The sequence below is a fragment of the Aestuariibaculum sp. M13 genome (assembly GCF_024723255.1).
Taxonomy (GTDB): domain Bacteria; phylum Bacteroidota; class Bacteroidia; order Flavobacteriales; family Flavobacteriaceae; genus Aestuariibaculum; species Aestuariibaculum lutulentum.
Window position 1 is genome coordinate 450,538 of sequence record NZ_JANIAC010000003.1, and the last position, 23,178, is coordinate 473,715.

A 23,178-nucleotide genomic window follows, 5' to 3' on the forward strand; every position below is an offset into this window, starting at 1 on the left:
TCCATGGTGTTGTTTTACTAAAAAACAATTTCTTTCAATACATTCTCTTCCCTTTTAAAATAGCGTTGGTTAATGAAGTCTTGAAGTAGCTAAAAACTAAATCCATATATTTTTTATAACTTTGAAGCATGCCAAAACTTCTGTTACATAAGATATTTGCCTTAGGTCTGATTGTCTTAATGCTTATTTCTACTACATCGTTTACAGTACAAAAGCGTTATTGTCACGATGATTTAGTAGGTGTTTCTTATTTTTCAAAAATGAAGGCTTGTGACAAAAAGGAATTGATTGTAACACAATCTAATATTAATAGTAAAAATTGCTGCACAGATGATGTAGATGTAATAAAAGGGAAAGAGTCTATAAAAAACTCCTCTTTAGAAGATTTTAATCTTACTCCAAAAATTTTCTTTACATCTTTTACCCTAACTTATTTAAGTTTATTCGATTCTTTTGAAGCTCGTGAATCTTTCATTAACGACTACTCTCCTCCAAAACTAAGCTTTAACAGACAAGTTCTAGATCAAGTATTTATAATTTGATTCTTAAAAATTTACCGTTTTAATATTAACGCTGTAGAGGTGTTATGTTAATGTTATTTGTGAATTTTTATGAAAAGTTATAATGAAAAAATATATTTATATATTGGTGTGTCTTCCTTTTATGGCCTGGTCGCAACAGGTTTTAAAAGGCCATATTTATGAAGCAAACCAAACAAACAAAAATTACCCGTTAGCCGGAGCCAATGTCTATTGGATGAATACTAAGATTGGAGCTGTTACCGATTTAGATGGGAGTTTCTCAATTCCTTACCAATCTAGTTACAAAAATTTAATCATTAGTTATGTTGGGTTTAAAACGGACACTTTAAACATAAAATCCTCGAAGGATTTAAAGCATTGGCTGCAACCAACTTCCAGTTTGGATGAAGTTGCGATTACAGCTCGAAATAAATCAACCTTTGCCTCTTATCTTAAAGCTGAGAATGTAATGACCATGAGTAGTGATGAATTGCTAAAATCGGCCTGCTGTAATTTATGTGAAAGCTTTGAAACGAATCCTTCAATAGATGTTAATTTTGCTGATGCCATAACAGGTACACGTCAAATAAAAATGCTCGGATTAAACAGTCCGTATATTTTAACTGCTATTGAAAGTGTACCTACCGTAAGAGGGGCTGCTCAAATTTACGGATTGAGTTTTGTACCAGGCACTTGGGTAGAAAGCATCCAAGTAACTAAAGGTACCGGAACAGTTATAAATGGATTTGAAAGTATCGCTGGACAAATTAATGCTAAACTTCAAAAACCGGTAGAGGACAGTAAATTATTTCTTAATCTCTATGGTGCTGCAAATGGGCGCATGGAGTTAAATACCCACCTGAATACTAAAATTTCCGATAAATTATATACGGGACTTTATTTGCATGGTAATTTAAGAAATCAAAAGTTTGATAAAAATAACGATAGTTTCTTAGATGTGCCTTTAGCAGAGCAAATTAATATCATGAACAGGTGGCAGTATGTCGATTTAGACAAAGGTATTGTAAGCTTTTTGAATGTGCGTATTTTAAATGATGAAAAGCAAACTGGGCAAGTTAACTTCAACCCTGATAACGACAAGTTTTCATCCACTTATTGGGGAAGTGAAATTGATACTAAACGTTTAGATGTTTCCGGAAAATTCAGCTATGCAAATCAAAACATTACACACCGAAATTTTGACGCTCAGGTTAACTTCAGCACCCACAACCAACAATCTTATTTTGGTCAGAACATTTATAATATAAATCATAATAGTTTGTATTCAAGAGCTATTTACAGTTCAATTTTAAGTAATACAATGCATAAGTTTAAAACGGGGATTAATTTCTCGTTAGATCATTACGATGAAATCACAGGGATTTACTCCAACACATCAAACTTCGAACGCGAAGAAAATAGTATCGGAGCATTTTTTGAATACCACTATGATAATCTAGATGCGATTAATGTAACAGCAGGTATTCGTGTTGATAACAGTAATCTTTTAGGAGTTTTTGTAACGCCTCGTCTTAATGTTCGTTATACGCCATGGAGTCGCAGTTCTCTAAAAGCTTCTCTTGGTCGTGGCAAACGCAGTGCTAATATCTTTGCAGAAAATCAAAATATGTTTGCTAGTTCAAGAAGTATCAATATTGCAAATAGCAATGGAAACATTTATGGGTTAGATCCTGAAATCGCTTGGAATTACGGACTGTCTTTTATGCAGGGATTTAATCTATTTGGAAGAACAGCAGATGTCATATTTGATTTCTATAAAACAGATTTTAAAAATCAAGTGGTAGTGGATTGGGAAAACCCTAATCAGTTTAGTTTTTATAATTTAAACGGAACTAGTTATGCTAACAGTTTTCAAACGGAGTTTAATTATAATGTATTACAGGGTGTAGATTTAAGAATGGCTTACAAATATTACGATGTAAAAACGACGTATAAATCAGGTAAACTTGAAAAACCATTAACGCCTAAACATCGTTTATTTGCCAATGCAGCTTATGAAACTAAAGCTAAATCTAATGGAGCTCAATGGAAATTTGATGCGACTTATAATTGGCTTGGTGAACAACGATTACCATCAACAACAGCTAACCCTGAGCTTTATCAACTACCTTATTATACTCCAACTGTTGCAACTGTAAATGCGCAAATAACTAAGGTGTTTTCCAAAGTTTTTGAGGTATATGCAGGAGCAGAAAATATAACCAATACAAGAATACAAAATCCTATTTTAGGAGCCGATGACCCTTTTGGTGATTATTTTGACACCACTTTAGTATATGGTCCCATTTTTGGAAGCTCTTATTACTTAGGTTTGAGATATAGATTAAATTAATTATAAACCATAAAACATGAAAAATTTATTAGTGTTAATAACCCTTTTTGTAAGCACAATGTCTTTTGCTCAAAATAAAAATGCGAAGACTACTCTTCAAGTGAATGGGGTATGTGAAATGTGTAAAGCACGAATAGAAAAAGCTTGTATTAAAACCAAAGGTGTTAAATCTGCAAATTGGAATGTAGACACACATGAGTTAAGTTTAGTTTACAATGAAAATAAAACAGACGTAAAAACTATTAAGCAATCTGTCTTAAATGCTGGTCATGATTTAAAAGATGAAAAAGCTCCTGATGAAGCTTACAATAAACTACATGCTTGCTGTAAGTACAGAGATGAAAAAGTATTAGATGCACATTAGTTTTATTTGAAATATAATTTCCTTTCAATACACTCCTGTGACGTTTTGAGGAGCGTATTGAAAGGAATTCACTTTGATGTAAAAGAATAGGTTGGATAGTGTTGTAAAACAAAACAAAAATTAATTAAGACTTTTTTGTCCTAATTTAAAATATCTGTTTATATTTGCTTCATAAATTATATATATATGTTTTCAAAAGCTTGCGAATACGGTATTAGAGCTTCTATTTTTATAGCACTTAATTCTTTTGAAGGTAGGAGGGTGACCCCTAAAGAAATTGCAGTAGAAATAGATTCGCCAGCCGCATTTACGGCTAAAATTTTACAAGCATTAGTTAGAAATAAAATAGTTAATAGTGTAAAGGGGGCCTATGGAGGTTTTGAAATCGATAAGAACAAAATTAATACCATTAAACTGTCAGATATTGTAGATGCGATTGATGGTGATAATATTTATAAAGGTTGCGGACTTGGTTTAAAAGCTTGTGATGAAGATCGTCCCTGCCCGATGCACGATAAGTTTAAAGTAGTTAGAGAAGAGCTTAAAATGATGTTAGAATCTACTAACCTTGAAGATTTAGCATTAGATATTAAAGAAGGAGATACCTTTTTACGTCGATAAAAAAATTTGTCCTAAAATAGGATAAAATTATCCGATTTAAACAATAGGAGAATAATTTATAAATATATTTTTTAATCATAAATAAGATAAAATTGTCCTTAATTAAATTTAAAACCAAAACAATTACTATGAAGAAAGAAAAAAAGCTCTGGTTACTATTTGCTGCAGTTATGATAAGTTCGTTTAGCGTATTAGGGTATTACGGCTTTGAAATTTATCAGCAATCACCACCAATCCCAGAATCTATTATATCTACAAAAGGGGATATTATTTTTACAGAATCAGAAATAAAAGAAGGTCAGAATATCTGGCAGAGTATAGGAGGGCAGGAACTGGGGTCTGTTTGGGGGCATGGTGCCTATGTCGCTCCAGACTGGACTGCCGACTGGTTACACAGAGAAGCGTCTTATATTTTAAATATTTATGCTCAAGATGATTTCGGAAAAAATTATGATGCTGTAACCGAAGAGCAACAGGCTGCTTTAAAAGTAAGATTGCAAAACGATTTAAGAACAAATACATATAATAAATCGGCTAACACCATTACCATCTCAGAGAACAGGGTAGAAGCAATAAATTATTTAAGCGGTTATTATAAAGGATTATTCACTAACGATCCTAAATTTGATAAACTTCGTGCTGATTATGCTATTCCTGTAAACACCATTAAGGATGAAGCTAAAATGCATAAAATGAATGCCTTTTTCTTTTGGGCAACATGGGCAACGGTAACTGAGCGTCCAAACAGTAACGTTAGTTATACGCACAATTGGCCTGCCGACGATTTGGTAGGGAATGAACCAACTATGGATTTGATGGTTTGGTCAGGTGTTAGTATTATTTTATTGATATTATGTATTGGAATACTGGTGTTTTATCATGTAAAATCAGGTGAAGATGAATCATTGCCACCACCAGCCGAAGATCCGTTATTGAAACAAGGCATGACCCCAAGTATGCATCTGGTTAAAAAATATTTCTGGGTAGTGACTCTATTAATGGTGTTACAAATGCTTTTAGGTATTGTTACGGCGCATTATGGAGTAGAAGGCGATGGCTTTTATGGTTTTGCCTTAGACAAAATATTACCGTATTCCGTTACCCGAACCTGGCACACACAACTGGCTATTTTCTGGATTGCTACGGCTTGGTTAGCTACAGGATTGTATATTGCTCCGGCGGTTTCAGGTAAAGATCCAAAGTTTCAAAAATTTGGAGTTAACTTCTTATTTATTGCGCTTTTAATTATTGTTTTAGGGTCTATGGCCGGACAATGGTTTGGGGTAATGCAGAAGTTGAATCTGGTAAACAATTTCTGGTTTGGTCATCAAGGTTATGAATATGTAGATCTTGGAAGGTTCTGGCAAATTTTCCTATTAATAGGCTTGTTCTTATGGCTGGCATTAATGGTAAGACCGTTATTACCTGTTTTAAAGCGTAAAACCGAAGAAAAGAACCTTATCATCATGTTCTTAGTGTCTTGTAGTGCTATTGCTCTTTTTTATGCTTCGGGCTTAATGTGGGGAAGACACACTAATTTAGCAATGGCCGAATACTGGAGATGGTGGGTTGTACACCTATGGGTTGAAGGCTTCTTCGAAGTATTTGCAACCGTTGTTATCGCCTTTTTGTTTGTTCGCTTAGGATTACTAAAAACCAAGACAGCAACATTAAATGTATTGTTGGCTACCATTATTTTTATGTCTGGCGGTATTTTAGGAACGTTTCACCATTTGTATTTCACCGGAACTCCAAAAGCTGTCATGGCTTTAGGCGCTACATTTAGTGCTTTAGAAGTGGTTCCGTTAACCTTAATTGGCTATGAAGCTTACCATAATTATAAATTATCAAAAGCTACAAAATGGCTGGAAGATTACAAATGGCCAATTTATTTCATGATTGCCGTTGCCTTCTGGAACTTTTTAGGAGCTGGTATTTTCGGATTTATCATTAATCCGCCAATTGCACTGTATTATGTTCAAGGTTTAAACACAACACCTTTGCATGGCCATACAGCTTTATTTGGAGTTTACGGTATGCTTGGCATCGGTTTAATGCTTTTTGTATTACGAAGTTTGTACAGGAATGTAAACTGGAATAACAAGTTATTAAAAATCACATTTTGGTCATTAAACTTAGGACTATTAGGAATGGCTTTATTAAGCTTACTACCTATGGGCATTTGGCAGGCTGTTGAAAGTATCGAACACGGTATGTGGTATGCACGTTCATCAGAATTAATGCAAGACCCGACCATGATTAAATTAAAATGGTTAAGAACCATTGGCGATGTCATTTTCGCAGTGGGTATCGTTACAACCTGTTGGTTTGTATTCGATTTAACTTTAAAAAATAAAATAACAAAGAACAATTAAGAATAATTATTATGAGTACGATAACACAAAAACAAGTAGGAGAATTTGTTGCAGAAGATTTTAGAACAGCAGCAGTTTTTACGCAATACGGCATCGATTTTTGCTGTAGAGGACATAGAACACTGGAAGATGTATGTAAAAAAAATGGAATTGAAACCAGTGAATTGGTGCATCGTTTGGAGCAGGTTTTAAACACACAGGGCAATCAAACTATCGATTATAAATCATGGCCTTTAGATTTACTTGTAGATTATATTGAAAAAAAACATCACCGATTCGTAGAAGAAAAAATACCCATTTTAAAACAGTTTTTAGATAAGCTATGTCGAGTGCACGGTGAAAGACATCCTGAACTTTTTGAAGTAAACGAGTTGTTTACAGCTTCGGCAGGAGAATTAGCACAGCATATGAAAAAGGAAGAGTTGGTATTGTTTCCCTTTGTTAAAAAATTGGTAAAGGCAGAGTTGTCGAATACCGAGGTGGAAGCTCCTGGATTTGGGACCGTTAAAAACCCAATAGCCATGATGATGCAAGAACACGACAATGAAGGGGTTAGATTTAGAAAAATTGCTGAAATTACAGATAATTACACGCCTCCAGCCGATGCTTGCAACACCTACCGAGTAACATTTGCGATGCTTCAAGAGTTTGAAGAAGATTTGCATTTACATATCCATTTAGAGAATAACATCTTATTTCCAGAGGCCGAAAAACTGGAAAGCAGATTTTGTTAGTATTGTTCTTTAACTAATGGATTCTACAGAAATCCTATATTGTTTCATGACAAACAACATAGGATTTCTTAATTTTAAGAACTTTATATTTTCTTATGCCCAAAAAACTAATTGTTGTTTGTCTGATAAATTTTTTAATAGCTGCCTTAATGGGGTTGGCACTTCGTTTTTCTTTTTTAGAATCCATCGGATTAAATTATCGGTTTTTAACTCACGCCCATTCTCATGTGGCCATGTTGGGCTGGGTGTATTTAATGCTTTATGTCTTCATTGTTCATTATTTCATCCCCGATAAAAAGCCAATTTTTAATAAATTATTTTGGGTGACCGAAATTGCAGTTGTAGGAATGATGTTTAGTTTTCCATTTCAGGGATATGCCGCTATTTCCATTACGTTTTCAACACTACATATTTTTTGTTCATATTACTTTGTGTATTTGGTATGGAAGCATCATAAAACAACTTCTAAAGCTGTTGGTTTAATGTTAAAAACCTCGTTATTATTTATGCTGATATCAACTATAGGTGTGTGGTGTTTGGGGCCAGCGGTAGGTTTATTAGGTCAGGCTTCAGCATTTTACCAGATCGCCATACAGTTCTTTTTGCACTTTCAATTTAACGGGTGGTTTTTAATAGCTGTTCTTGCTCTGTTATTCCATATTTTAAAGATTGAAGATTCTAGGTTGTTTCGGTATTTTTTCAAATTATTAATTACATCAACTATATTTACTTTTGCCTTATCTGTGCAATGGTTTGCGCCGCATTCAATCTTAATTTATATAAATGTATTAGGGGTTATACTGCAATTACTAACCCTGTATTTGTTTTTTAAACTTATAAGATTTGAGTTGAAAAAATCCTTAAAAACACAATTTAAACTCATAGTTACCTTGTATTATTTTAGTGTCTTTTGTTTTATTCTGAAAATACTTTTACAAGGTGTAACTTTAATTCCTGAATTTTCCGAAGCAGTTTTTATGCATCGTAACTTAGTTATCGGTTTTATTCATTTAGTAATGCTAGGAGTGATTACAGGTTTTCTTTTTGCGTTTCTATACAGGGATCAGAAACCCACAGTGTCATTAAAATTAGGTCTGTATAGTTTTCTTTTAGGATTTGTACTTACAGAAGTGATTTTATTAGTTCAAGGCATTAGATTTTATTTTGGTGTAGGTTTAATTTCAAACTATTATTTAATCTTGTTTTTGTTTAGTGTGTTATTTCCTTTAGGTATTTTATTTATCTTATTAAGTTTTGTAAATCAAAAAAATATAAATCTATGAAACCATTAAAAAGACATAAAGCCTTACAGCCACTCAGCAGAGAGCATCATCATGGTTTGTTATTAGCTTGGAAAATAAGAATTGGCTTTAAAAAGAATATCGAGCCAAAACGAATTTACCAATATGCCAATTGGTTTTACAAGACACACTTAATATCTCATTTTAAAATGGAAGAATTATATGTTTTTACCATTCTGGAAGAGAAAAATGAATTGATTAAGCAAGCATTAAACGATCATGAAGTAATAAGAAATCTATTTGAAAACATCGATGTAGATAGTAAAACTCTAAGTGATATAGCTGAAACTTTAGATAACCACATTAGATTTGAAGAACGGGTTTTGTTTCCTAAAATTCAAGAAGTCGCTACCGAAAGTCAGTTGTTACAAATAGAAAAAATTCATCAGTCAGACGCTTTTGAAGATAATCTGAGTGATGAATTTTGGAAATAATTATTGGGATGTTATTTTAATTGGTTTAAAATGGAGTCTACGGTTTCTTTATTATCTACGCCCAAACCTTCCTGTTGATGTATGAGTTCTCCTTGCGAATTAAAAACACTTATAATATTAGAATGCGAAAAGTCTATCGGAGATATTTGTTTGTATTTAACGGCTAATACATTTGCGAATTCCCGAACTCCGGTTTCAGTACCTTGAAGAAATGTCCAATGCGGGTCATCCATATAATTTTCAATGGCAAAGGATTTTAAACGTTCGGGTGTATCTGTTTTTGGATCTATACTAATTAACACAAAATTGAGCTGATCTATTTTGTCGTCAGGAATTTTAGCCTCAATATTTCGCATATCGGCTACCAAACGAGGACATGCCGCTTTACAGGAGGTATATATCATAACCATTACTAAGGTTTTTCCTTTCAAATCTTTTAATTCAATTTGTTGGTTTTCTTCGGTATTCCAGGTAGATGTTAAATTGAAAATAGATTCGTCAGAAATACTATTTGTGTTTTCAATTTTTGTTTCTAATAGCTGTAAATCCATTTTACAAACAGGACAAGTTTCGGGTTTTGTATAAGTTTTATCGCCTTCGCACTGCATAGGGCATTGGTAGTAACCTGTTTCGGGATTCGATTTTTTAGAATTACAAGAACTAAAAGAAATCGCCAAAACTACTAATATTATAATCGGTTTTAAATATTTCATAATTATTTGTTTATATCTTTAACGCATCGAAATCCTAAGTTTTTCATGGCGTACTTCGCTTTTAAACTACCTCGAATGGCATATCGCATAAAGGCAGCGTAGTTCATCAAATCGGTAGCGTTAATGGCAGCACTTCCGCAGAAGAGGTTACTGTCCTTATCGACATCTTTTCTCGATTCACCAGTAATAAGTACGGAATTAAAATCAAGTGTCCATTCCCAAACTAAACCGTGTAAATCATATACGCCCCAAACGTTTTTTGGATTTTTGCCTATAAGATTTTCATTGGTCTTAGGAGTTTCGTACCAAGCTAAAATTTGTTTGTTATAGTCAGGTTTAAGTCTGGCATCACGCGAGGTTTGGTCTGCCATAGCGGCATATTCCCATTCATCAACAGTAGGTAATCGCTTGCCTTGGCATTCGCAATAATCTTTAGCAGCAAACCATGAAACATAAGTTACAGGACTATTAAGTTTTTCAGAATCCTTAAGTTCTGAATCGTTTTTCCAGTTATATAAATAGCTTTTATCTGAAAATAATTTTAAGGCCTTAGATTTTTGCCATTTAGGATATTGTTTAACAAATTCTATAAATTGGGCATTAGTAACAGGAAAAATATCCATTTCAAAATCTTTCACTTCTACAACGGTTGAATCTCGACCATAAAGAGGTATATATCTACTACCTTGAATGTAAGCCATGTTTTTAGACTGCCCAAACACTATTGTTTGAGTTAAGATTATAAATGTTAAGTATCTAAAAACATGACCTTTCATGACTATGTTATTTTTTGTTTTTTACATTTTCAACCATAGATGTTGTTACCACTTTTTTTGAATTTCCCCAGCTATTGTAAACATAAGTTAACACATTTGCAATTTCTTCAGAGGATAACATTTGTCGGGTCATTACACTGTTATATTTTTCGCCATTAACAGTAATTTCTCCTGTTAAGCCATGTAAAACAACACCAATAGCACGGTTAACATCGGCGTTTAAATAATCCGATTTTGCCAGCGGAGGAAAGGCATTAGGAACACCTTGCCCTTCAGACTGATGACAAGCAAAACAGGTTTGCATATAAACTTGTTTTCCAAATTTCATTTGTTCATCTAAGTTTTTAGCAGGAATTTTTGATTCTACAATTTCGTCTGTAGTAGGCATTTCTTGTAAACCTGGACCTTCAGGTAAATAAATATCATCACGAATTTCTCCTGAGTATATTTTTTTATCTTCTTCACCTTCCACTTTTAGCATACCTAAAGCACCTTTATTAAAGGCTCTAAAAATGGAGTGGTCGACCAAAATAAAAGTTCCAGGAACATCAACTTTAAATTCAACAATTGCTGCACCTCCAGCCGGAATAAGAGTGGTTTGTACATTTTCATTTATTTTATTGCCACCTTCAATATGAACTTTGTCAAAAATTTCACCAATAACATGAAAAGATGATACTAAACCAGGGCCTCCATTACCAACGAAGAGTCTAACTGTTTCACCAACTTTCGCGGTTATAGCATTGTCGCCTGTTAGGGAGCCAACTTTACCATTAAACACTACATAATCGGCTTTTTCATCGACAGCTTTTTGCATATCGAAGGGTTGTAATCCGCGTTCACCGTTGGCACCTTTAGTGTAAAAGTCACCTTGCATAATGTAATATTCTTTATCAACAAGAGGTAAACCACCTTCTGGTTCAACTAAAATTAACCCATACATACCGTTGGCAATATGCATACCAACTGGAGCTGTGGCGCAGTGGTAAACATATAATCCCGGGTTTAAAGTTTTAAAAGAAAATACTTTTTCATGACCTGGAGCAACAAATGAAGATTCAGCGCCGCCTCCAGGACCAGTCACAGCATGTAGGTCGATATTATGAGGTAATTTGTTATCGGGGTGGTTTTGTAAATGAAATTCGACTTCATCTCCAACACGTGTTCTTATAAAACTTCCTGGCACAGTGCCTCCAAAGGTCCAATACACGTACCTTACACCATCGGTCATTTCTCCTTCTTTTTCAAGGATTTCCATCTCTACAATTAGTTTTTTAGCTTTTCTTCTTCCAACAGGGGTGGGAACATTAGGAGGCGATGTTAACTCTGCTGTCATTTCTCTACTTACAGGGATTTCAGAAGTGTTTTCGTAATTTTTTTCCTGATTATTGAAACAACTTATTAATAACAACGGAATAAATAATAGCAAATAGTTTAGTTGATCTTTCATTTTAATTGATTTTTGTTTTTCAAAACTATAATATACAAAAGCTTTAAAATATGATAATTATCATAAATAGGATAAAATTATCCTATTTAATGGTGTTTGTAAAATTTGATTAAGATTCTTAAAAAACTAAACTTTAAAGAAGTTAAGATTTGTACTTTTGCACGATTTAAAAATTATGTGAAAAGCCGATATTAAATTTTATGAAGAAGAAAATAAAAAGAGGTATTAGAGTTTCTAAATATATTTTATACAGAGAAACGCTTGTTGATTATACTGAAAATTTTTGGTCTTTTTTAGGGGCTTTTATAGGGATAGGTATTATTGCTTTTTTTCAGTCTTTTTATTTATCAAAGGAAGAGAATGTCTTTTTAATTGGTTCGTTTGGTGCGACAAGTGTTTTGATTTTTGGTGCAATTCAAAGCCCTTTATCTCAACCCAGAAATTTAATTGGAGGTCACTTAATTTCTGCTATAATAGGAGTTTCAATTTATAAATTGCTTCCAGAGATTATATGGATTACTGCTCCTTTAGCAGTTTCATTTTCAATAGTTTTAATGCAAGTTACTAAAACATTGCACCCGCCAGGAGGGGCAACCGCATTGATAGCAATAATTGGAACAGAAAAAATAAAATCTTTAGGGTATTATTATGTGTTTTCGCCTGTTTTGTCAGGAGTATTAATATTATTTATTGTTGCTTTGGTTTTTAATAATATAACTACGTTTAGAAAATATCCAACCGATAATAAGTTAACCAGATTCATTATGAAGAAAAGAGGTTAGAAAATTAATTTTAATAGATAATGAAGAAGTAAATTATATTTATAAGACCTTCTAATTTGATTGAAATGATAATAGGTTTAAAATCAACAATTTGAAAACACAAAAAGTGTTGATCGAATTACGGCTTAAAGTGCTTACTTTTAGAATGTTGCAATTGAGGAAAGGAGTCTAAAGATTAAACAAATTTAGTCTATTGTCCAATATTTTAAAATACTTCTCTTTCATTTCATAGGAAAGAAAGGAAATGTCAATTAAGTTTTTCCATTTAGGAACTGTATTTTGCATTTCCTTGAGTGTTATTGCGATTGTTTTTTCATTTAATAGCAAACGTTCTTTTGCGTAATAATCAATAAAATCTTCGGCCTTTAAATTACTTTTTTTGCCTTTTAGTGTTAAAGCAATTTCTTCCTCTGGATTTTTAATGGCTATGCTTGAATTTAAAAAGTCATATATAGGCGCTAATGTTGTTTTGCCATTTTTTGTTATTAATGAAAAATTTTTCAAGTGCATATCTTCATTTCCAGTAACAAAACAAAAAAGGGTTCGCTTGAAAAAATCAGCTTTCTCTATTGCGGGAAAGGAGCAAAATTCGTCAATAACAGGTATTAACTTTTCCATTGAAAAGCGATACTTTGTGTCTCTTGTATTACCCGTTAATTGAGCAAAATCCTCGGTTGCATATTTTTTACCCTTACCGTAACGATCAAAACGTTTTATAAAGTAGGATAGGCTTCCATCTTTACCGTAAACCATACCATGAAAAGGAACTTCTAAGCCAAAAGTCTTAGCCATTCGCATAGTTAAATCTTCATTTTCAGGTAGCTGGGGGAATAAATCATTTTGGGGTTTTATAATGTATGTTCCAAGTTGATCTACGATTTTAAATTTTTGGTCGACTACTGAAATTGATGCACTTAGTTTAGGCTGTACTCCTTGAATAGATAATTTCTTAGCTCTATTAGCAGCTTCTTGCCTGAGCTCGGCTGCTGTAAATGGTAAATCATTCAAATACGTTAATTTAGGAGCTATCTTTCGAAGTCCTTTTTCACTGTATTTATTATTTTCACATAATTCGTATGTAATAGGGCATCTATTCATTCTCCATCGGTTTGACTGTTACAGCTCCTACTAAATCATTTCCAGTTGTAATTAACTGAGAGAAATAGTCTTTTTTATCTATTTTGGCAATCTTTAATAAGCCTTCTAGCATGATACCTTCGGGTAATAACCCTTCAAAAAAAGGAGGGAATGAAGTATAGCTATATTTTTTGTGGTCGATAGGCATGGTTAGTGAAACAGGCTCTCCATCATAATTATCATCATATTCAAAATGATAATTATTAGGAGAGTTCTCGGTTAGTAATCCAGCTCTATTTCCATGTACCATTACAACTGCTTTTCTCATAGATGTATTATTTAGTTAGGGGACTCTTAAATTCTATTTTAATGTTTAATACTTCGAGGACCGCTAAAAGGTTACTCCAACGTACAGTTTCTTTATTTTTTTCAATATCAAATACTGTTGTTTTACCTATCCCTGCAAGGTTAGCCAATTCTAGTTGTGTAAGCCCCGCTTTTTTCCGATGGTCTTTTATTAAAGCACCTAAATCTAAATTATTCATATTTTACCGCTTAAACAGTAAATATAATTAATTATTATATGTGAAAGAATTATTATTAAAAAAAATGTATTTATTTACCGCTAAAGCGGTAAAATTAACATGGATTGATGTTGGTTTTAATTAAAGGCGAGTAAAAATAGTATAAATTACTGTTATGGCGGTAAAATGTGAGCAATTGCTAGATTTTTATTTATTCTAATTTTATATTAGAGTAAAAAGAGAGGGACTTTAGTCTCAAGCCTAACAAACTTATGGTTAGTAAAATTTATCTTTTTAATGAAATTAAACAGACAGCTAATGAAAAGCAAGAAAAGATACTTGCAATTTTCCTAATTTCTGATACCCTAATGTATTCATATGGATTGGGTCGTTATAATACAAATCTTTATTATAAATGTTATATCCACCCAAGCTAAACTGATCGAGATATGGTATGCCGTGGAGCTCGCAAATCATCTTTTGGATTTTTACATATTCAGCTATCCCATTTTCATAAAAAGGATCAAATGCACCTCTGTCGTTAAAAGCTTTACTTGACGTGAAGAAGTAGATTTTTGCTTTTGGGTTTATTTCATAAATTTTTCTAATACAATAGTTAATGCCCCCAGCCTGAGTAGTTAGTTTTTTCTCATCATAATTATCAAATATGGTATAATCAGTGTATGCCCCAATTTCTCTTTTATTGGTATAATCATTTGTAGAAGCCCAAAGAATATAAATGTCAAATACATCTGATTCATTTACTTGTTTTTGAAGAGACTTTCCTTGTAGAGAAGAAAACCCAGCACCAGGAACTCCGTAATTCGTAATGGACATGCCTAATTTTTTTTTCCAAAGATGTTTTGCGCTCTCGCTTTCTGGAATTACTGAAACAGATCCGCCAAAAACAGCTACAGATTTTCCGTAATTGGCAGAAGCTTTTAAAGTTAATTCATCAGGTACATTTTGAGAAAAAATATATCCAGAGAGTAGAAAGATAATAAAACAGGCAATATTGGTTTTTATAAATTTGGAATTCATTTTAAATTGGATAAGTAGGTTTTATTATATAATAATTGTTTTTTGAAAGTAAACAACTATATTTCTAACCAATTTATAGTTTTATTTTTAGAAATAGTTAATTTTTTTCCTCTAAGATTTAGGGTGACTGATGCTGTTTTTCTAGGGCCAACTTCAAGTTCGGAATTATGTGTATGAAACACGTAATTTAATTTTCCTTTTGTATCATAAAAAACGTCACCATGACCCGTTCCTGGATAGTTTAATAGCTTTCTGGAAATAATAGGACTGTTCTCCTTTTTTTTCCATGGACCAGAAGGATTGTTGGAAATAGCATATCCCACTGCATAATCTTTATTTCTAAAATCGTTAGCAGAGTAAATTAAAAAGTAAGTGTTTTTTCTTTTTATAACAGTAGGTCCTTCTGTAACAGTCCACTCCGCTTTAACTGTATCTTCCCAAAGTTGGGTAGCGTGAATACATTCCTGCAAGGTATTAGGTTTTATTGATTTTAAATCCTTCGTCATTTCAGCAACAAAAATTCTGTTACCATTTTCTAATCTTACGTGGTATAAATAAACTTTTCCATTATCAAAAAATATGAAGGGATCAATTTGTTTTACTTCAGAATCTATTTTAGAGCCATCATTTTTAAATGGACCTAAAGGACTATCTGAAGTTGCAATAGCAATATGTTCATTGGCTGTGTAAGCCATGTGAAATTTACCGTTATATTCAAATATTTGAGGAGCCCAAAACCCCCAAGTACCATATCCGTCACCTTTTTTAAACGCAAAACCATCTGTAGCTCCTTTTGGGCCTTCCCAATGTTTTAAATCTGTTGAGGTGTATACCAAAAAGCCTTCGCCTTTAATTTTATCGTTTTCTTTGGTACCGTAAGCATAGTACGTACCATCATGTTCAAAAATGGTAGGGTCTGCCAGAAACAAATTGGTATGTTGTGCAAAACCAGTTAGGGTAAACGATAGTAAAATGATGTAAATGAAATGCTTCATAAGTTATTTTGCTATGCTAAATTGATAGGTTGAGGTTGTAAAATAAGTTTCGCCTGGTTGTAGAATAATAGTTTCAAAAGCAGGTTGATTTACTGCATCTGGAAAATGTTGTGTTTCCATAGCAAAAGCAGTTCTAAACTCATCTTTTGCACCAGATTTAAAGGTGTTTTTACCATGCATAAAGTTACCACTATAAAACTGCAATCCAGGTTCTTCGGTGTATACTTTCATCTCAATACCAGATTTGTCTCCTACTACAGTTGCAGCATGAATCATATCTTTTGTTGTTGTATTTAATGCAAAGTTATGGTCATACCCAACACCGTTTTTCAGCTGGTCATTTTCGGTTTTAATGCGTTCGCCAATAGTATGAAACGTAGTAAAATCGAAAGGTGTATTGGTTACTTCTTTTAATGTACCAAAAGGTATTAAGCCTTCGTCTACCGGTGTAAACGCATCAGCATTAATCAATACGTTGTGGTTTAAAATAGTACCACTACCTTCACCATTCAAATTAAAAAATGCATGATTGGTAAGGTTTACAGGTGTAGCCTTATCTGTTACAGCTTTGTATTGCATTTGCAATGTATTGTTTGTTGTAATACTATAGGTTACTTCTACATCTAAGTTACCTGGGAAACCTTCTTCACCATCTGGAGAATGATAGGTAAAAACTAAGGTTTTATTATTGGGTTGTGCTACATCCCAAACAATGTCTTGAAAGCCTTTTGTACCACCATGTAAGCTGTTTTCTCCGTTGTTTAGTGGTATATGGTATGTTTCACCCTCTAAAGAAAAAGTGCCTTTTGCTATTCTGTTACCTACACGACCAATGGTACCGCCAAAATATGGTTCAGTTGAGTTTTGAAAGCCTTTAACACTGTTTAAACCAACCACAACATCTGTCATGTTACCATCCTTATCTGGTACCCAAAGTCCAACAATACGCGCACCGTAATTGGTAAAAGCTACCATAATGTTGTTGTCTTCAATAAAATATAAGCTGGTATTTTTACCGTTTATAGTGGCTTCGAAATCTTCTTTTTTAAGATGTGTATCTACCATAGTTTTGCTTTCTTCTTGTACTGTTTCTGCCGTTTTTTTGGCATCGTTACAGGCAAAGAAAGCAAGCGGTAACATGGTTGCTACCGCTATATGTTTGATTCCTTTCATTACTTTTCTGTGTTTAATTTTTTAATTAAATCGGTTTCGTCTTTACGGTAAGGCGTACCGTCTTTTCTAAACACATCGTGAAACCATACATTTGGTTCTTCACCAGAATCTATTGGGGTGTCCCAAGCAAAAATTGTGTTGGTTTTACCATTTACTAAGCCCCAGTTTATTGCACCTATGTGTTCTTTTTTCAACATTGGTAAGGTGTTGGCAAAGTTATTATTACGCGTTCTTGCCATATACTCTGTACATATCATTGGCAAGTTGTGCGTTTTTAAAAAATTTATAATTCTTTGGTGAGCCTCTGGAGTATCATAACAGTGGTATGTTAAAATATCTGAGTTTTGCGCTTGAAATGTATTTAGTTCTTGGTAATCCCACTTCCATAAACCAGCAGAAATTGGTTGCTGTGGGTTTGCTTCGCGAGCCCATTTAAATACATTTTTAAGTAATGGTAATGTTTCGTTGCCTTTACCGTTGTTACCTGGTTCGTTGTATAAATCCCACAACAAAATACGCTCGTCTTTGCCAAAAGTGGTTAATACATCTTTTACGTATGCCTCAAGTTCTTTATCGTCCGCTCTGTCTTTTGATGCAGGATACCCAGGGTCTTGAGCCCAACCGCTATTATGGATACCTGTTTTTGGTTCTGGTTGCACACCAATTTTTGGGTCTTTGTTCCAACAGTCATCAAAAATTACAAAAATGGTTTGTATATGGTGTTTGTTGGCAATTTTTAAATATTCGTCTATGCGTTTTTTAAAGGCTTTTTTATTTGCTTTGTATGCCAAACTGTGCAAGTATACACGCATGGTGTTAAAACCAATTCCTTCGGCATAGCCTAATTCACGGTCTATAGTTTCGGCATCAAAAGTAGCTTCTTGCCACATTTCTAATTGGTTAATGGCATTGCTAGGTATAAAGTTTGCACCTGTTATCCATTTGTGTTTTGCATACCATTGGTCTGCTTTTTCTTTACTCCATTTTTGCCCTTGAGCTATAGCGGTAATGCAAGCAATACACGCAATAAGTGTTAGTATTTTTTTCATGCTGTATGTTGTATTTGGTTTTATTCTGAAGGAATTTCTAATATAGTTTTGTTAGATACCGGAATACCAAGGTTTGGAGTACCATCTTCATTCCATTCTATTTTTTGCATGCGTGGCGAACGTTTTGTTCCGCAGCCTTCACCTGGGTTGTCGTTAGCGTGGAAAAGAATCCAATCTTCTGTTCCGTCTGGAGATGTAAAAAAAGAATTATGCCCAGGAGCATATACCCCATTTTCTTCGTTTTTGGTGAAGATAGGCTGACTATGTTTTACCCAGCTCTGAGGGTCTAAGGGATTATCTCCTTTAAGTTCTAGTAAACCTAAATTGTAAAAATCTGTCCAACATCCGTTTGCCGAAATCACAATAAATAGCTTGTTGTTGTGTGCTAAAAACTGTGGGCCTTCGTTAACGCTAACATGAGGCGGATTAATATCATCATCTAAATCTCCTTGTTTTTCCCAATTGTATGTAGGTTCAGAAATTAAAATTCTATTACCTTCTAATGTCCAAGGGTTTTTCATTTTTGCTATGTAAATGTTTTGTTGGCCGTTGATTTTGCCTTCCCAACCAGACCAAATCATATACAATTGGTTGTTGTAGTTGTATACATTGGCATCTATAGCCCAACGGTCTGGGTGTGTGTCTATTTTACCTTTGAACTCCCAAGTACCTTTAAATGGGTCTGAAGATTTGTTTTCTAACACAAACATTCTATGGTTGTTATTGTCACCATCATCGGCGGCGAAATATACATACCATTTGTTGTTGATAATGTGAAATTCGGGAGCCCAAATTTCCTTGGAATACATGGTGCCTGTTGGTGGAGTCCAAATCAATTTACTTTCAGCATTTTTAAGATCTGCCAAATTTTTTGTTTTCCAAAGCATTAAGCGATTGCCAAGAGTGTGTGTATAATAGTAATATCCATTATGGTAGGTACTGTAAGGATCTGCACCACTTGGAAGTATTGGGTTTTGAAAAGTTTTGGTCTGGGAAAAGCCTAAACAGGTTATCAATATTAATGATACTGCCATTATTAACTTTTTATTCATTTTTTAAGTAATTAGTTTGTTGTTTGATTTAAAAATTTAAATGTTTCATTTAATGAAGTGATATTGTTATCGCTTTTTGTTAATTGAATAGTACCAGTTTTTCTTGGATGTACAACTGCTTCTGAAAAATGAGTATGAAGCACATATTGCATCTTACCTTGTTCGTCATAAAATATATCGCCATGTCCAGCTCCATTTTCACCAATCATTGAGCCGTGAATAATGGGATTGTTTGTAGATTTAGTCCACGGTCCCATTGGGCTAGGGGCTGTAGCGTAACCTACCGCATAATCAGGATTTCTAAAATCGTTTGTTGAGTAAAAAAGATAATACGTATCGTTTTCTTTAATTACAGTAGGCCCTTCGGCTACAGACCAATTAGCATTATTAGTGTTCTCCCAAGGATCTGTTGCTGTTATAATCTCTGTTAATGTTTCTTCTTTAATTGAAAGTAAGTCCGTGTTCAATTCGGCAACAAAAATTCGGTTCCCGTTGGAGAGTCTTACATGAAATAAATAACTTTTTCCATTATCATCCATAAAAATAAACGGATCAATTTGGCTGGTTTTAGAAATAGGGTTACCATCGTTTGTAAATGGTCCCAAAGGACTGATGCTAGAAGCTATTGCTATTTTCTCATTAGCTGTATAGGCCATATAAAATTGGTTATTGTGTTCAAATACCTGAGGAGCCCAAAAACCAGTGTTACCAAAAGCTTCCGAATCTTTTAACGCAAATCCGTTCATGTTGCCAATAGGACCTTCCCAGTTTTGCATGTCGGTAGAGGAGTACACAAGAAAACCATTTCCTTTGTTTATTAATGAACCCTGAGATGTTCCGTATAAATAATAAGTTCCATTGTTTTTAAATATTGTGGGATCTGCTAAAAAAATATTAGTTGTAGGGTTACTGTGGATCACAGGTGCTTTTTCATCTTTTGAACAAGATAATAATGAACATATAAGTAATGTATAGAGTAATTTATTTTTTATGAGTTTCATTTGTTTATTGAGTAATTTTTAAATTAAGCCAAGTGTTTGGCTTATCATTTTTAGTTCCCGACAATGTTTCCGTATATAAAGAGTTCCCTCTCTCAATCAGTTCCATGGTCATACCTATGTGTGAGTTTTTATTAGGTTTACCACCTATTGAGTTCCATGGAATTTTTGTTTCCTGAATATAACCATCAATATTTTCATTAACAATCGTTTCTATTTCTGGTAATTCAACTTCCTGCCAGTTTGAATTATAACCTTCAAATACCTGAATCTGATTGGAGACTGATATTATTATTTTAAAGACTCCAGAACCTGGTACTACGTAATTTTTTTTCATAGGGTCTAAATAGAGTACAGTACCATCATTATTTTGAATACTTGTTGAAGTCTTGGAAATGAAAGCATCATTAACTTTTGTTAGAATGTATAGATTTTCATTGTCTGAAATAATATTGGCATGTAATTGCGTATTACTTTTTTGACCTATAAAAATAGGCAAGCTTTCTGTCCAATAGTTTTCTGCGGTTTCTCCATCAATGTTTAAAGTGCCATAGTTGATTGGTTTTTCAGGTATTAAATGGCCTTTTATCATCCAAACTTGAGGCGCATTGTTGTTAGAATATGCATTAGTTGTAGTCAGTGCTACAACGGTATCGTCACTCAAGACAGAAATACTGTTCCATAAAGCAGATTTGCCTTCAGGAATAATAAAAGGGACAGATGTTCTGTTAAAATCAGTTGCTGTTATACTGCCAATCGCAACTTTCATATCGGCATTGTTTAAATCATTGCCATTACGGTTTTCTGTACCTTGGTATGAAAGTAATATTTCTCCTGTCGAAAATTTTGCCAAATAAGGAGCACCCGCATATTCTGAATTATCTAGAGGTTCTTGCAACGAATAATTTCTATTTGTGCTATTACCGTTTACGGTTTGTTTCCAATTTTCCGTGAGGGTATTCCTGATTATATACGGCTTAAATTGGTTGTTAATTCCATTATCTTCTATTGAGTAAACAATCGTATTGTGATCATTTAAAAGAAGGGGAGAAGGCATGCCGTCACGGCTACCAGCTCTAAAACTAGCAATTTCAGGATCTGTAGTCCAAGTTACTCCATTATCTAGAGAGCGAATAAGAGATATATTTTGTTCGTTTGAATTTCTATATACGTTTTCGTTGGAGAAGAATAACTGTATTTCCCCATTTGGAAGTTGAATAACTGAAGGCTCCCAAACACCATTTTCAAAAACAGTATCACCTTCATAAACAACTTGGTCGTTTAGCCAATTGAGACCACCATCATTACTTAAAATGGTTTTAATTAAAAATTTTTCGTTTGGTGCAGCTGAAGCTCCTGGACGAGGGTTGTAAGCTAAAAGTATTGTGCCGTTTTGTAATTGAATAACATCTGGAGTAGCCATATTAACACCAGCGTTAAATGATGCTACTAGTATTGGTGCTGCCCAGTTTTCTCCCTTATCGGAACTTTTTTTTATTATAACGTTGCCTTGAGATTCGTAAGTTGCCAGAAGAGATCCATCTTGTAATTCAATTAAACGAGGATAACCGTTATACCCAGAATCTTCAGGGTCTGAAATTATTTTTTTAGTTGTAAAATCCCAAGCGATTCTATTTCCAAAAATGGCATCGGCAGATTCTAAATTTTCTATTGGATCCTGCAAAGTTTCATCGTTTAGATTATCACTGTCTTTACCACAATTCCACAGAACAAATGTTGATAATAATAAAATTATTTTTTTTTGAATTAGCATAATAAACGCGCTTATTTTTTTGGTTCTTCCTTAGAGATACCAAATTTTTTAATCAGATTATCGTACTCGTTTTTGGAGATGGTTATCATACAGCCATGCCTGGCAGCTTCAGGTAGCCTATATTTATCCCAATCACTAAACTTTGTATATCCCGAAGCTTGAAACCAGGGGCCATTTAAATTATCGGCGATTGAGAGTCCATAAGAAACACCTGGATATTGTTCGTAATACAAATACCAAACTTTTCCATTAGGGGAAGGAATTAAGGTAGGAGCTTCTCTAAAATTTGGACTTATAGGATCACTAGGCAATGAGTAGGGACCTAATAATGATTTAGACCTTGCAATGCGTACTGTTTTGCCAGTAGGCCAAAATAGAGTAGGGTAAGTCTCGTCTTTTAAAATGGCATAGTATGTATCGTCTACTTTACGAATAAAAGCATCAATGGTTCCAAAATTCCAACTGAAAAGCAGATTTGGAGATTCATTAAAGGTTTTTAGATCTTTAGATAAAACATATAAAGTGCGTTGACTTGCCCAGTATCTTTCTGGATCACTTTTAGAGCCTTCTTCATGAGGTGTATGCCATGTTAGGACAAAATGCTCAGAATCCCTATCGTAAAATAATTTAGGGGCACCAATACGTTGTAAGGCATTGGTATAGCCTTTTGTGTCTTTAAGATTAGGGGTGTAAACAGCATGCTGTTTCCAACTAATTAGGTCGTCAGAGACCCAAATATTAATATCTGGAGAGGCATCGCTGGTGTTTCCGGTAATATAATATTTGTTATCAGGACCTTTAACTATGTCGGGGTGACCTTTGTAATCTTCAAAAACTCTTTTACCGCTATTTAATTTATTCCAGTGTAAACCATCTAAACTAACAGAATAATATAGTCTCCCATAATCATTATGATACATATGAGCGAATAAATAGGCTTCATTTATAGTTTTTTCCCCATTTTTAACCTGACCAGGAGGGTTTGGTTGTTGCCCAATAACCCCTAGAGGGGTTATTAGCAACAAAATAAAAACTAAACTAACTATATGAATTTTAAAAGTCATAGGGAAT

23 protein-coding genes are annotated in these 23,178 nt (G+C 33.8%); 9 read left to right on the forward strand and 14 right to left on the reverse strand.

Translation table 11 applies throughout. From position 1 onward, the window contains the following. The first annotated feature begins 128 nt into the window (after positions 1-128). From NO995_RS13315 to NO995_RS13350, 8 genes are all read left to right on the forward strand, one after another. Complete coding sequence (locus tag NO995_RS13315; RefSeq protein ID WP_258227928.1) at positions 129-542, forward strand: hypothetical protein; 414 nt, start codon at positions 129-131, stop codon at positions 540-542. A gap of 82 nt (positions 543-624) precedes the next feature. Further along, on the forward strand, positions 625-2,874 hold the full coding sequence (locus tag NO995_RS13320) for a TonB-dependent receptor (RefSeq protein ID WP_258227929.1): 2,250 nt from the start codon (positions 625-627) through the stop codon (positions 2,872-2,874). A gap of 16 nt (positions 2,875-2,890) precedes the next feature. Then, positions 2,891-3,238: a heavy-metal-associated domain-containing protein gene (locus NO995_RS13325; RefSeq protein ID WP_258227930.1), complete on the forward strand. Its 348-nt coding sequence runs from the start codon at positions 2,891-2,893 to the stop codon at positions 3,236-3,238. A 186-nt stretch (positions 3,239-3,424) separates the two neighbouring features. Next, complete coding sequence (locus NO995_RS13330) at positions 3,425-3,859, forward strand: Rrf2 family transcriptional regulator (protein ID WP_258227931.1); 435 nt, start codon at positions 3,425-3,427, stop codon at positions 3,857-3,859. 128 nt (positions 3,860-3,987) lie between these two features. Next, positions 3,988-6,234, forward strand: coding sequence for a nitric-oxide reductase large subunit (locus NO995_RS13335; protein WP_258227932.1), 2,247 nt, complete (start codon positions 3,988-3,990; stop codon positions 6,232-6,234). 11 nt (positions 6,235-6,245) lie between these two features. After that, on the forward strand, positions 6,246-6,968 hold the full coding sequence (gene ric, locus NO995_RS13340) for an iron-sulfur cluster repair di-iron protein (RefSeq protein WP_258227933.1): 723 nt from the start codon (positions 6,246-6,248) through the stop codon (positions 6,966-6,968). Between the two features lie 95 nt (positions 6,969-7,063). Further along, on the forward strand, positions 7,064-8,251 hold the full coding sequence (locus NO995_RS13345) for a hypothetical protein (RefSeq protein ID WP_258227934.1): 1,188 nt from the start codon (positions 7,064-7,066) through the stop codon (positions 8,249-8,251). Next, on the forward strand, positions 8,248-8,703 hold the full coding sequence (locus NO995_RS13350; protein ID WP_258227935.1) for a hemerythrin domain-containing protein: 456 nt from the start codon (positions 8,248-8,250) through the stop codon (positions 8,701-8,703). Before NO995_RS13345 ends, NO995_RS13350 begins: the two co-directional genes overlap by 4 nt. An 11-nt stretch (positions 8,704-8,714) precedes the next feature. On the opposite strand, the gene NO995_RS13355 is transcribed toward NO995_RS13350, so the two are convergent. The 3 genes from NO995_RS13355 to nirK are packed head-to-tail and all read right to left on the reverse strand — an operon-like array spanning position 8,715 to position 11,642. Beyond that, entirely contained in the window at positions 8,715-9,416 is a 702-nt protein-coding gene (locus NO995_RS13355; RefSeq protein ID WP_258227936.1) for an SCO family protein, read from the reverse strand. 2 nt (positions 9,417-9,418) lie between these two features. Beyond that, the gene (locus tag NO995_RS13360; RefSeq protein WP_258227937.1) at positions 9,419-10,192 is read right to left on the reverse strand and encodes a formylglycine-generating enzyme family protein; all 774 of its coding nucleotides are present in this window, start codon (positions 10,190-10,192) and stop codon (positions 9,419-9,421) included. Positions 10,193-10,199: 7 nt separating this feature from the next. Further along, positions 10,200-11,642 carry a copper-containing nitrite reductase gene (nirK, locus tag NO995_RS13365; RefSeq protein WP_258227938.1) on the reverse strand — a complete coding sequence of 481 codons (1,443 nt, stop codon included), beginning with the start codon at positions 11,640-11,642 and terminating at the stop codon, positions 10,200-10,202. A 200-nt stretch (positions 11,643-11,842) separates the two neighbouring features. Here nirK and NO995_RS13370 point away from each other — a divergent pair, with 200 nt between their 5' ends. Continuing rightward, the gene (locus tag NO995_RS13370) at positions 11,843-12,424 is read left to right on the forward strand and encodes an HPP family protein (RefSeq protein WP_258227939.1); all 582 of its coding nucleotides are present in this window, start codon (positions 11,843-11,845) and stop codon (positions 12,422-12,424) included. A gap of 168 nt (positions 12,425-12,592) precedes the next feature. On the opposite strand, the gene NO995_RS13375 is transcribed toward NO995_RS13370, so the two are convergent. From NO995_RS13375 to NO995_RS13425, 11 genes are all read right to left on the reverse strand, one after another. Next, entirely contained in the window at positions 12,593-13,522 is a 930-nt protein-coding gene (locus NO995_RS13375) for a HipA domain-containing protein (protein WP_258227940.1), read from the reverse strand. Further along, the gene (locus NO995_RS13380; RefSeq protein WP_258227941.1) at positions 13,515-13,811 is read right to left on the reverse strand and encodes a HipA N-terminal domain-containing protein; all 297 of its coding nucleotides are present in this window, start codon (positions 13,809-13,811) and stop codon (positions 13,515-13,517) included. The genes NO995_RS13375 and NO995_RS13380 overlap by 8 nt, the downstream gene beginning before the upstream one ends. 25 nt (positions 13,812-13,836) lie before the next feature. Next, positions 13,837-14,046, reverse strand: a complete 210-nt coding sequence (locus NO995_RS13385; RefSeq protein ID WP_258227942.1) for a helix-turn-helix domain-containing protein — start codon at positions 14,044-14,046, stop codon at positions 13,837-13,839. A gap of 294 nt (positions 14,047-14,340) precedes the next feature. After that, positions 14,341-15,066, reverse strand: a complete 726-nt coding sequence (locus tag NO995_RS13390) for an SGNH/GDSL hydrolase family protein (protein ID WP_258227943.1) — start codon at positions 15,064-15,066, stop codon at positions 14,341-14,343. A 56-nt stretch (positions 15,067-15,122) separates the two neighbouring features. Further along, positions 15,123-16,061 carry a glycoside hydrolase family 43 protein gene (locus NO995_RS13395; protein WP_258227944.1) on the reverse strand — a complete coding sequence of 313 codons (939 nt, stop codon included), beginning with the start codon at positions 16,059-16,061 and terminating at the stop codon, positions 15,123-15,125. Between the two features lie 3 nt (positions 16,062-16,064). After that, the gene (locus NO995_RS13400; RefSeq protein WP_258227945.1) at positions 16,065-17,234 is read right to left on the reverse strand and encodes an aldose epimerase family protein; all 1,170 of its coding nucleotides are present in this window, start codon (positions 17,232-17,234) and stop codon (positions 16,065-16,067) included. After that, positions 17,234-18,283 carry a cellulase family glycosylhydrolase gene (locus NO995_RS13405; protein WP_258227946.1) on the reverse strand — a complete coding sequence of 350 codons (1,050 nt, stop codon included), beginning with the start codon at positions 18,281-18,283 and terminating at the stop codon, positions 17,234-17,236. The genes NO995_RS13400 and NO995_RS13405 overlap by 1 nt, the downstream gene beginning before the upstream one ends. Positions 18,284-18,303: 20 nt before the next feature. Further along, the gene (locus tag NO995_RS13410) at positions 18,304-19,317 is read right to left on the reverse strand and encodes a glycoside hydrolase family 43 protein (protein ID WP_258227947.1); all 1,014 of its coding nucleotides are present in this window, start codon (positions 19,315-19,317) and stop codon (positions 18,304-18,306) included. Between the two features lie 29 nt (positions 19,318-19,346). Further along, entirely contained in the window at positions 19,347-20,336 is a 990-nt protein-coding gene (locus NO995_RS13415; RefSeq protein ID WP_258227948.1) for a glycoside hydrolase family 43 protein, read from the reverse strand. A gap of 4 nt (positions 20,337-20,340) precedes the next feature. Beyond that, complete coding sequence (locus tag NO995_RS13420) at positions 20,341-22,107, reverse strand: sugar-binding protein (RefSeq protein WP_258227949.1); 1,767 nt, start codon at positions 22,105-22,107, stop codon at positions 20,341-20,343. An 11-nt stretch (positions 22,108-22,118) separates the two neighbouring features. Beyond that, complete coding sequence (locus NO995_RS13425) at positions 22,119-23,171, reverse strand: glycoside hydrolase family 43 protein (RefSeq protein WP_258227950.1); 1,053 nt, start codon at positions 23,169-23,171, stop codon at positions 22,119-22,121. Positions 23,172-23,178: the final 7 nt, after the last annotated feature.

Bases quoted from the DNA above. Each gene is read 5' to 3' on its own strand.
- NO995_RS13315 (WP_258227928.1), top strand. From the start codon at position 129: ATGCCAAAACTTCTGTTACATAAGATATTTGCCTTAGGTCTGATTGTC.
- NO995_RS13320 (WP_258227929.1), top strand. From the start codon at position 625: ATGAAAAAATATATTTATATATTGGTGTGTCTTCCTTTTATGGCCTGG.
- NO995_RS13325 (WP_258227930.1), top strand. From the start codon at position 2,891: ATGAAAAATTTATTAGTGTTAATAACCCTTTTTGTAAGCACAATGTCT.
- NO995_RS13330 (WP_258227931.1), top strand. From the start codon at position 3,425: ATGTTTTCAAAAGCTTGCGAATACGGTATTAGAGCTTCTATTTTTATA.
- NO995_RS13335 (WP_258227932.1), top strand. From the start codon at position 3,988: ATGAAGAAAGAAAAAAAGCTCTGGTTACTATTTGCTGCAGTTATGATA.
- ric (WP_258227933.1), top strand. From the start codon at position 6,246: ATGAGTACGATAACACAAAAACAAGTAGGAGAATTTGTTGCAGAAGAT.
- NO995_RS13345 (WP_258227934.1), top strand. From the start codon at position 7,064: ATGCCCAAAAAACTAATTGTTGTTTGTCTGATAAATTTTTTAATAGCT.
- NO995_RS13350 (WP_258227935.1), top strand. From the start codon at position 8,248: ATGAAACCATTAAAAAGACATAAAGCCTTACAGCCACTCAGCAGAGAG.
- NO995_RS13355 (WP_258227936.1), bottom strand. From the start codon at position 9,416: ATGAAATATTTAAAACCGATTATAATATTAGTAGTTTTGGCGATTTCT.
- NO995_RS13360 (WP_258227937.1), bottom strand. From the start codon at position 10,192: ATGAAAGGTCATGTTTTTAGATACTTAACATTTATAATCTTAACTCAA.
- nirK (WP_258227938.1), bottom strand. From the start codon at position 11,642: ATGAAAGATCAACTAAACTATTTGCTATTATTTATTCCGTTGTTATTA.
- NO995_RS13370 (WP_258227939.1), top strand. From the start codon at position 11,843: ATGAAGAAGAAAATAAAAAGAGGTATTAGAGTTTCTAAATATATTTTA.
- NO995_RS13375 (WP_258227940.1), bottom strand. From the start codon at position 13,522: ATGAATAGATGCCCTATTACATACGAATTATGTGAAAATAATAAATAC.
- NO995_RS13380 (WP_258227941.1), bottom strand. From the start codon at position 13,811: ATGGTACATGGAAATAGAGCTGGATTACTAACCGAGAACTCTCCTAAT.
- NO995_RS13385 (WP_258227942.1), bottom strand. From the start codon at position 14,046: ATGAATAATTTAGATTTAGGTGCTTTAATAAAAGACCATCGGAAAAAA.
- NO995_RS13390 (WP_258227943.1), bottom strand. From the start codon at position 15,066: ATGAATTCCAAATTTATAAAAACCAATATTGCCTGTTTTATTATCTTT.
- NO995_RS13395 (WP_258227944.1), bottom strand. From the start codon at position 16,061: ATGAAGCATTTCATTTACATCATTTTACTATCGTTTACCCTAACTGGT.
- NO995_RS13400 (WP_258227945.1), bottom strand. From the start codon at position 17,234: ATGAAAGGAATCAAACATATAGCGGTAGCAACCATGTTACCGCTTGCT.
- NO995_RS13405 (WP_258227946.1), bottom strand. From the start codon at position 18,283: ATGAAAAAAATACTAACACTTATTGCGTGTATTGCTTGCATTACCGCT.
- NO995_RS13410 (WP_258227947.1), bottom strand. From the start codon at position 19,317: ATGGCAGTATCATTAATATTGATAACCTGTTTAGGCTTTTCCCAGACC.
- NO995_RS13415 (WP_258227948.1), bottom strand. From the start codon at position 20,336: ATGAAACTCATAAAAAATAAATTACTCTATACATTACTTATATGTTCA.
- NO995_RS13420 (WP_258227949.1), bottom strand. From the start codon at position 22,107: ATGCTAATTCAAAAAAAAATAATTTTATTATTATCAACATTTGTTCTG.
- NO995_RS13425 (WP_258227950.1), bottom strand. From the start codon at position 23,171: ATGACTTTTAAAATTCATATAGTTAGTTTAGTTTTTATTTTGTTGCTA.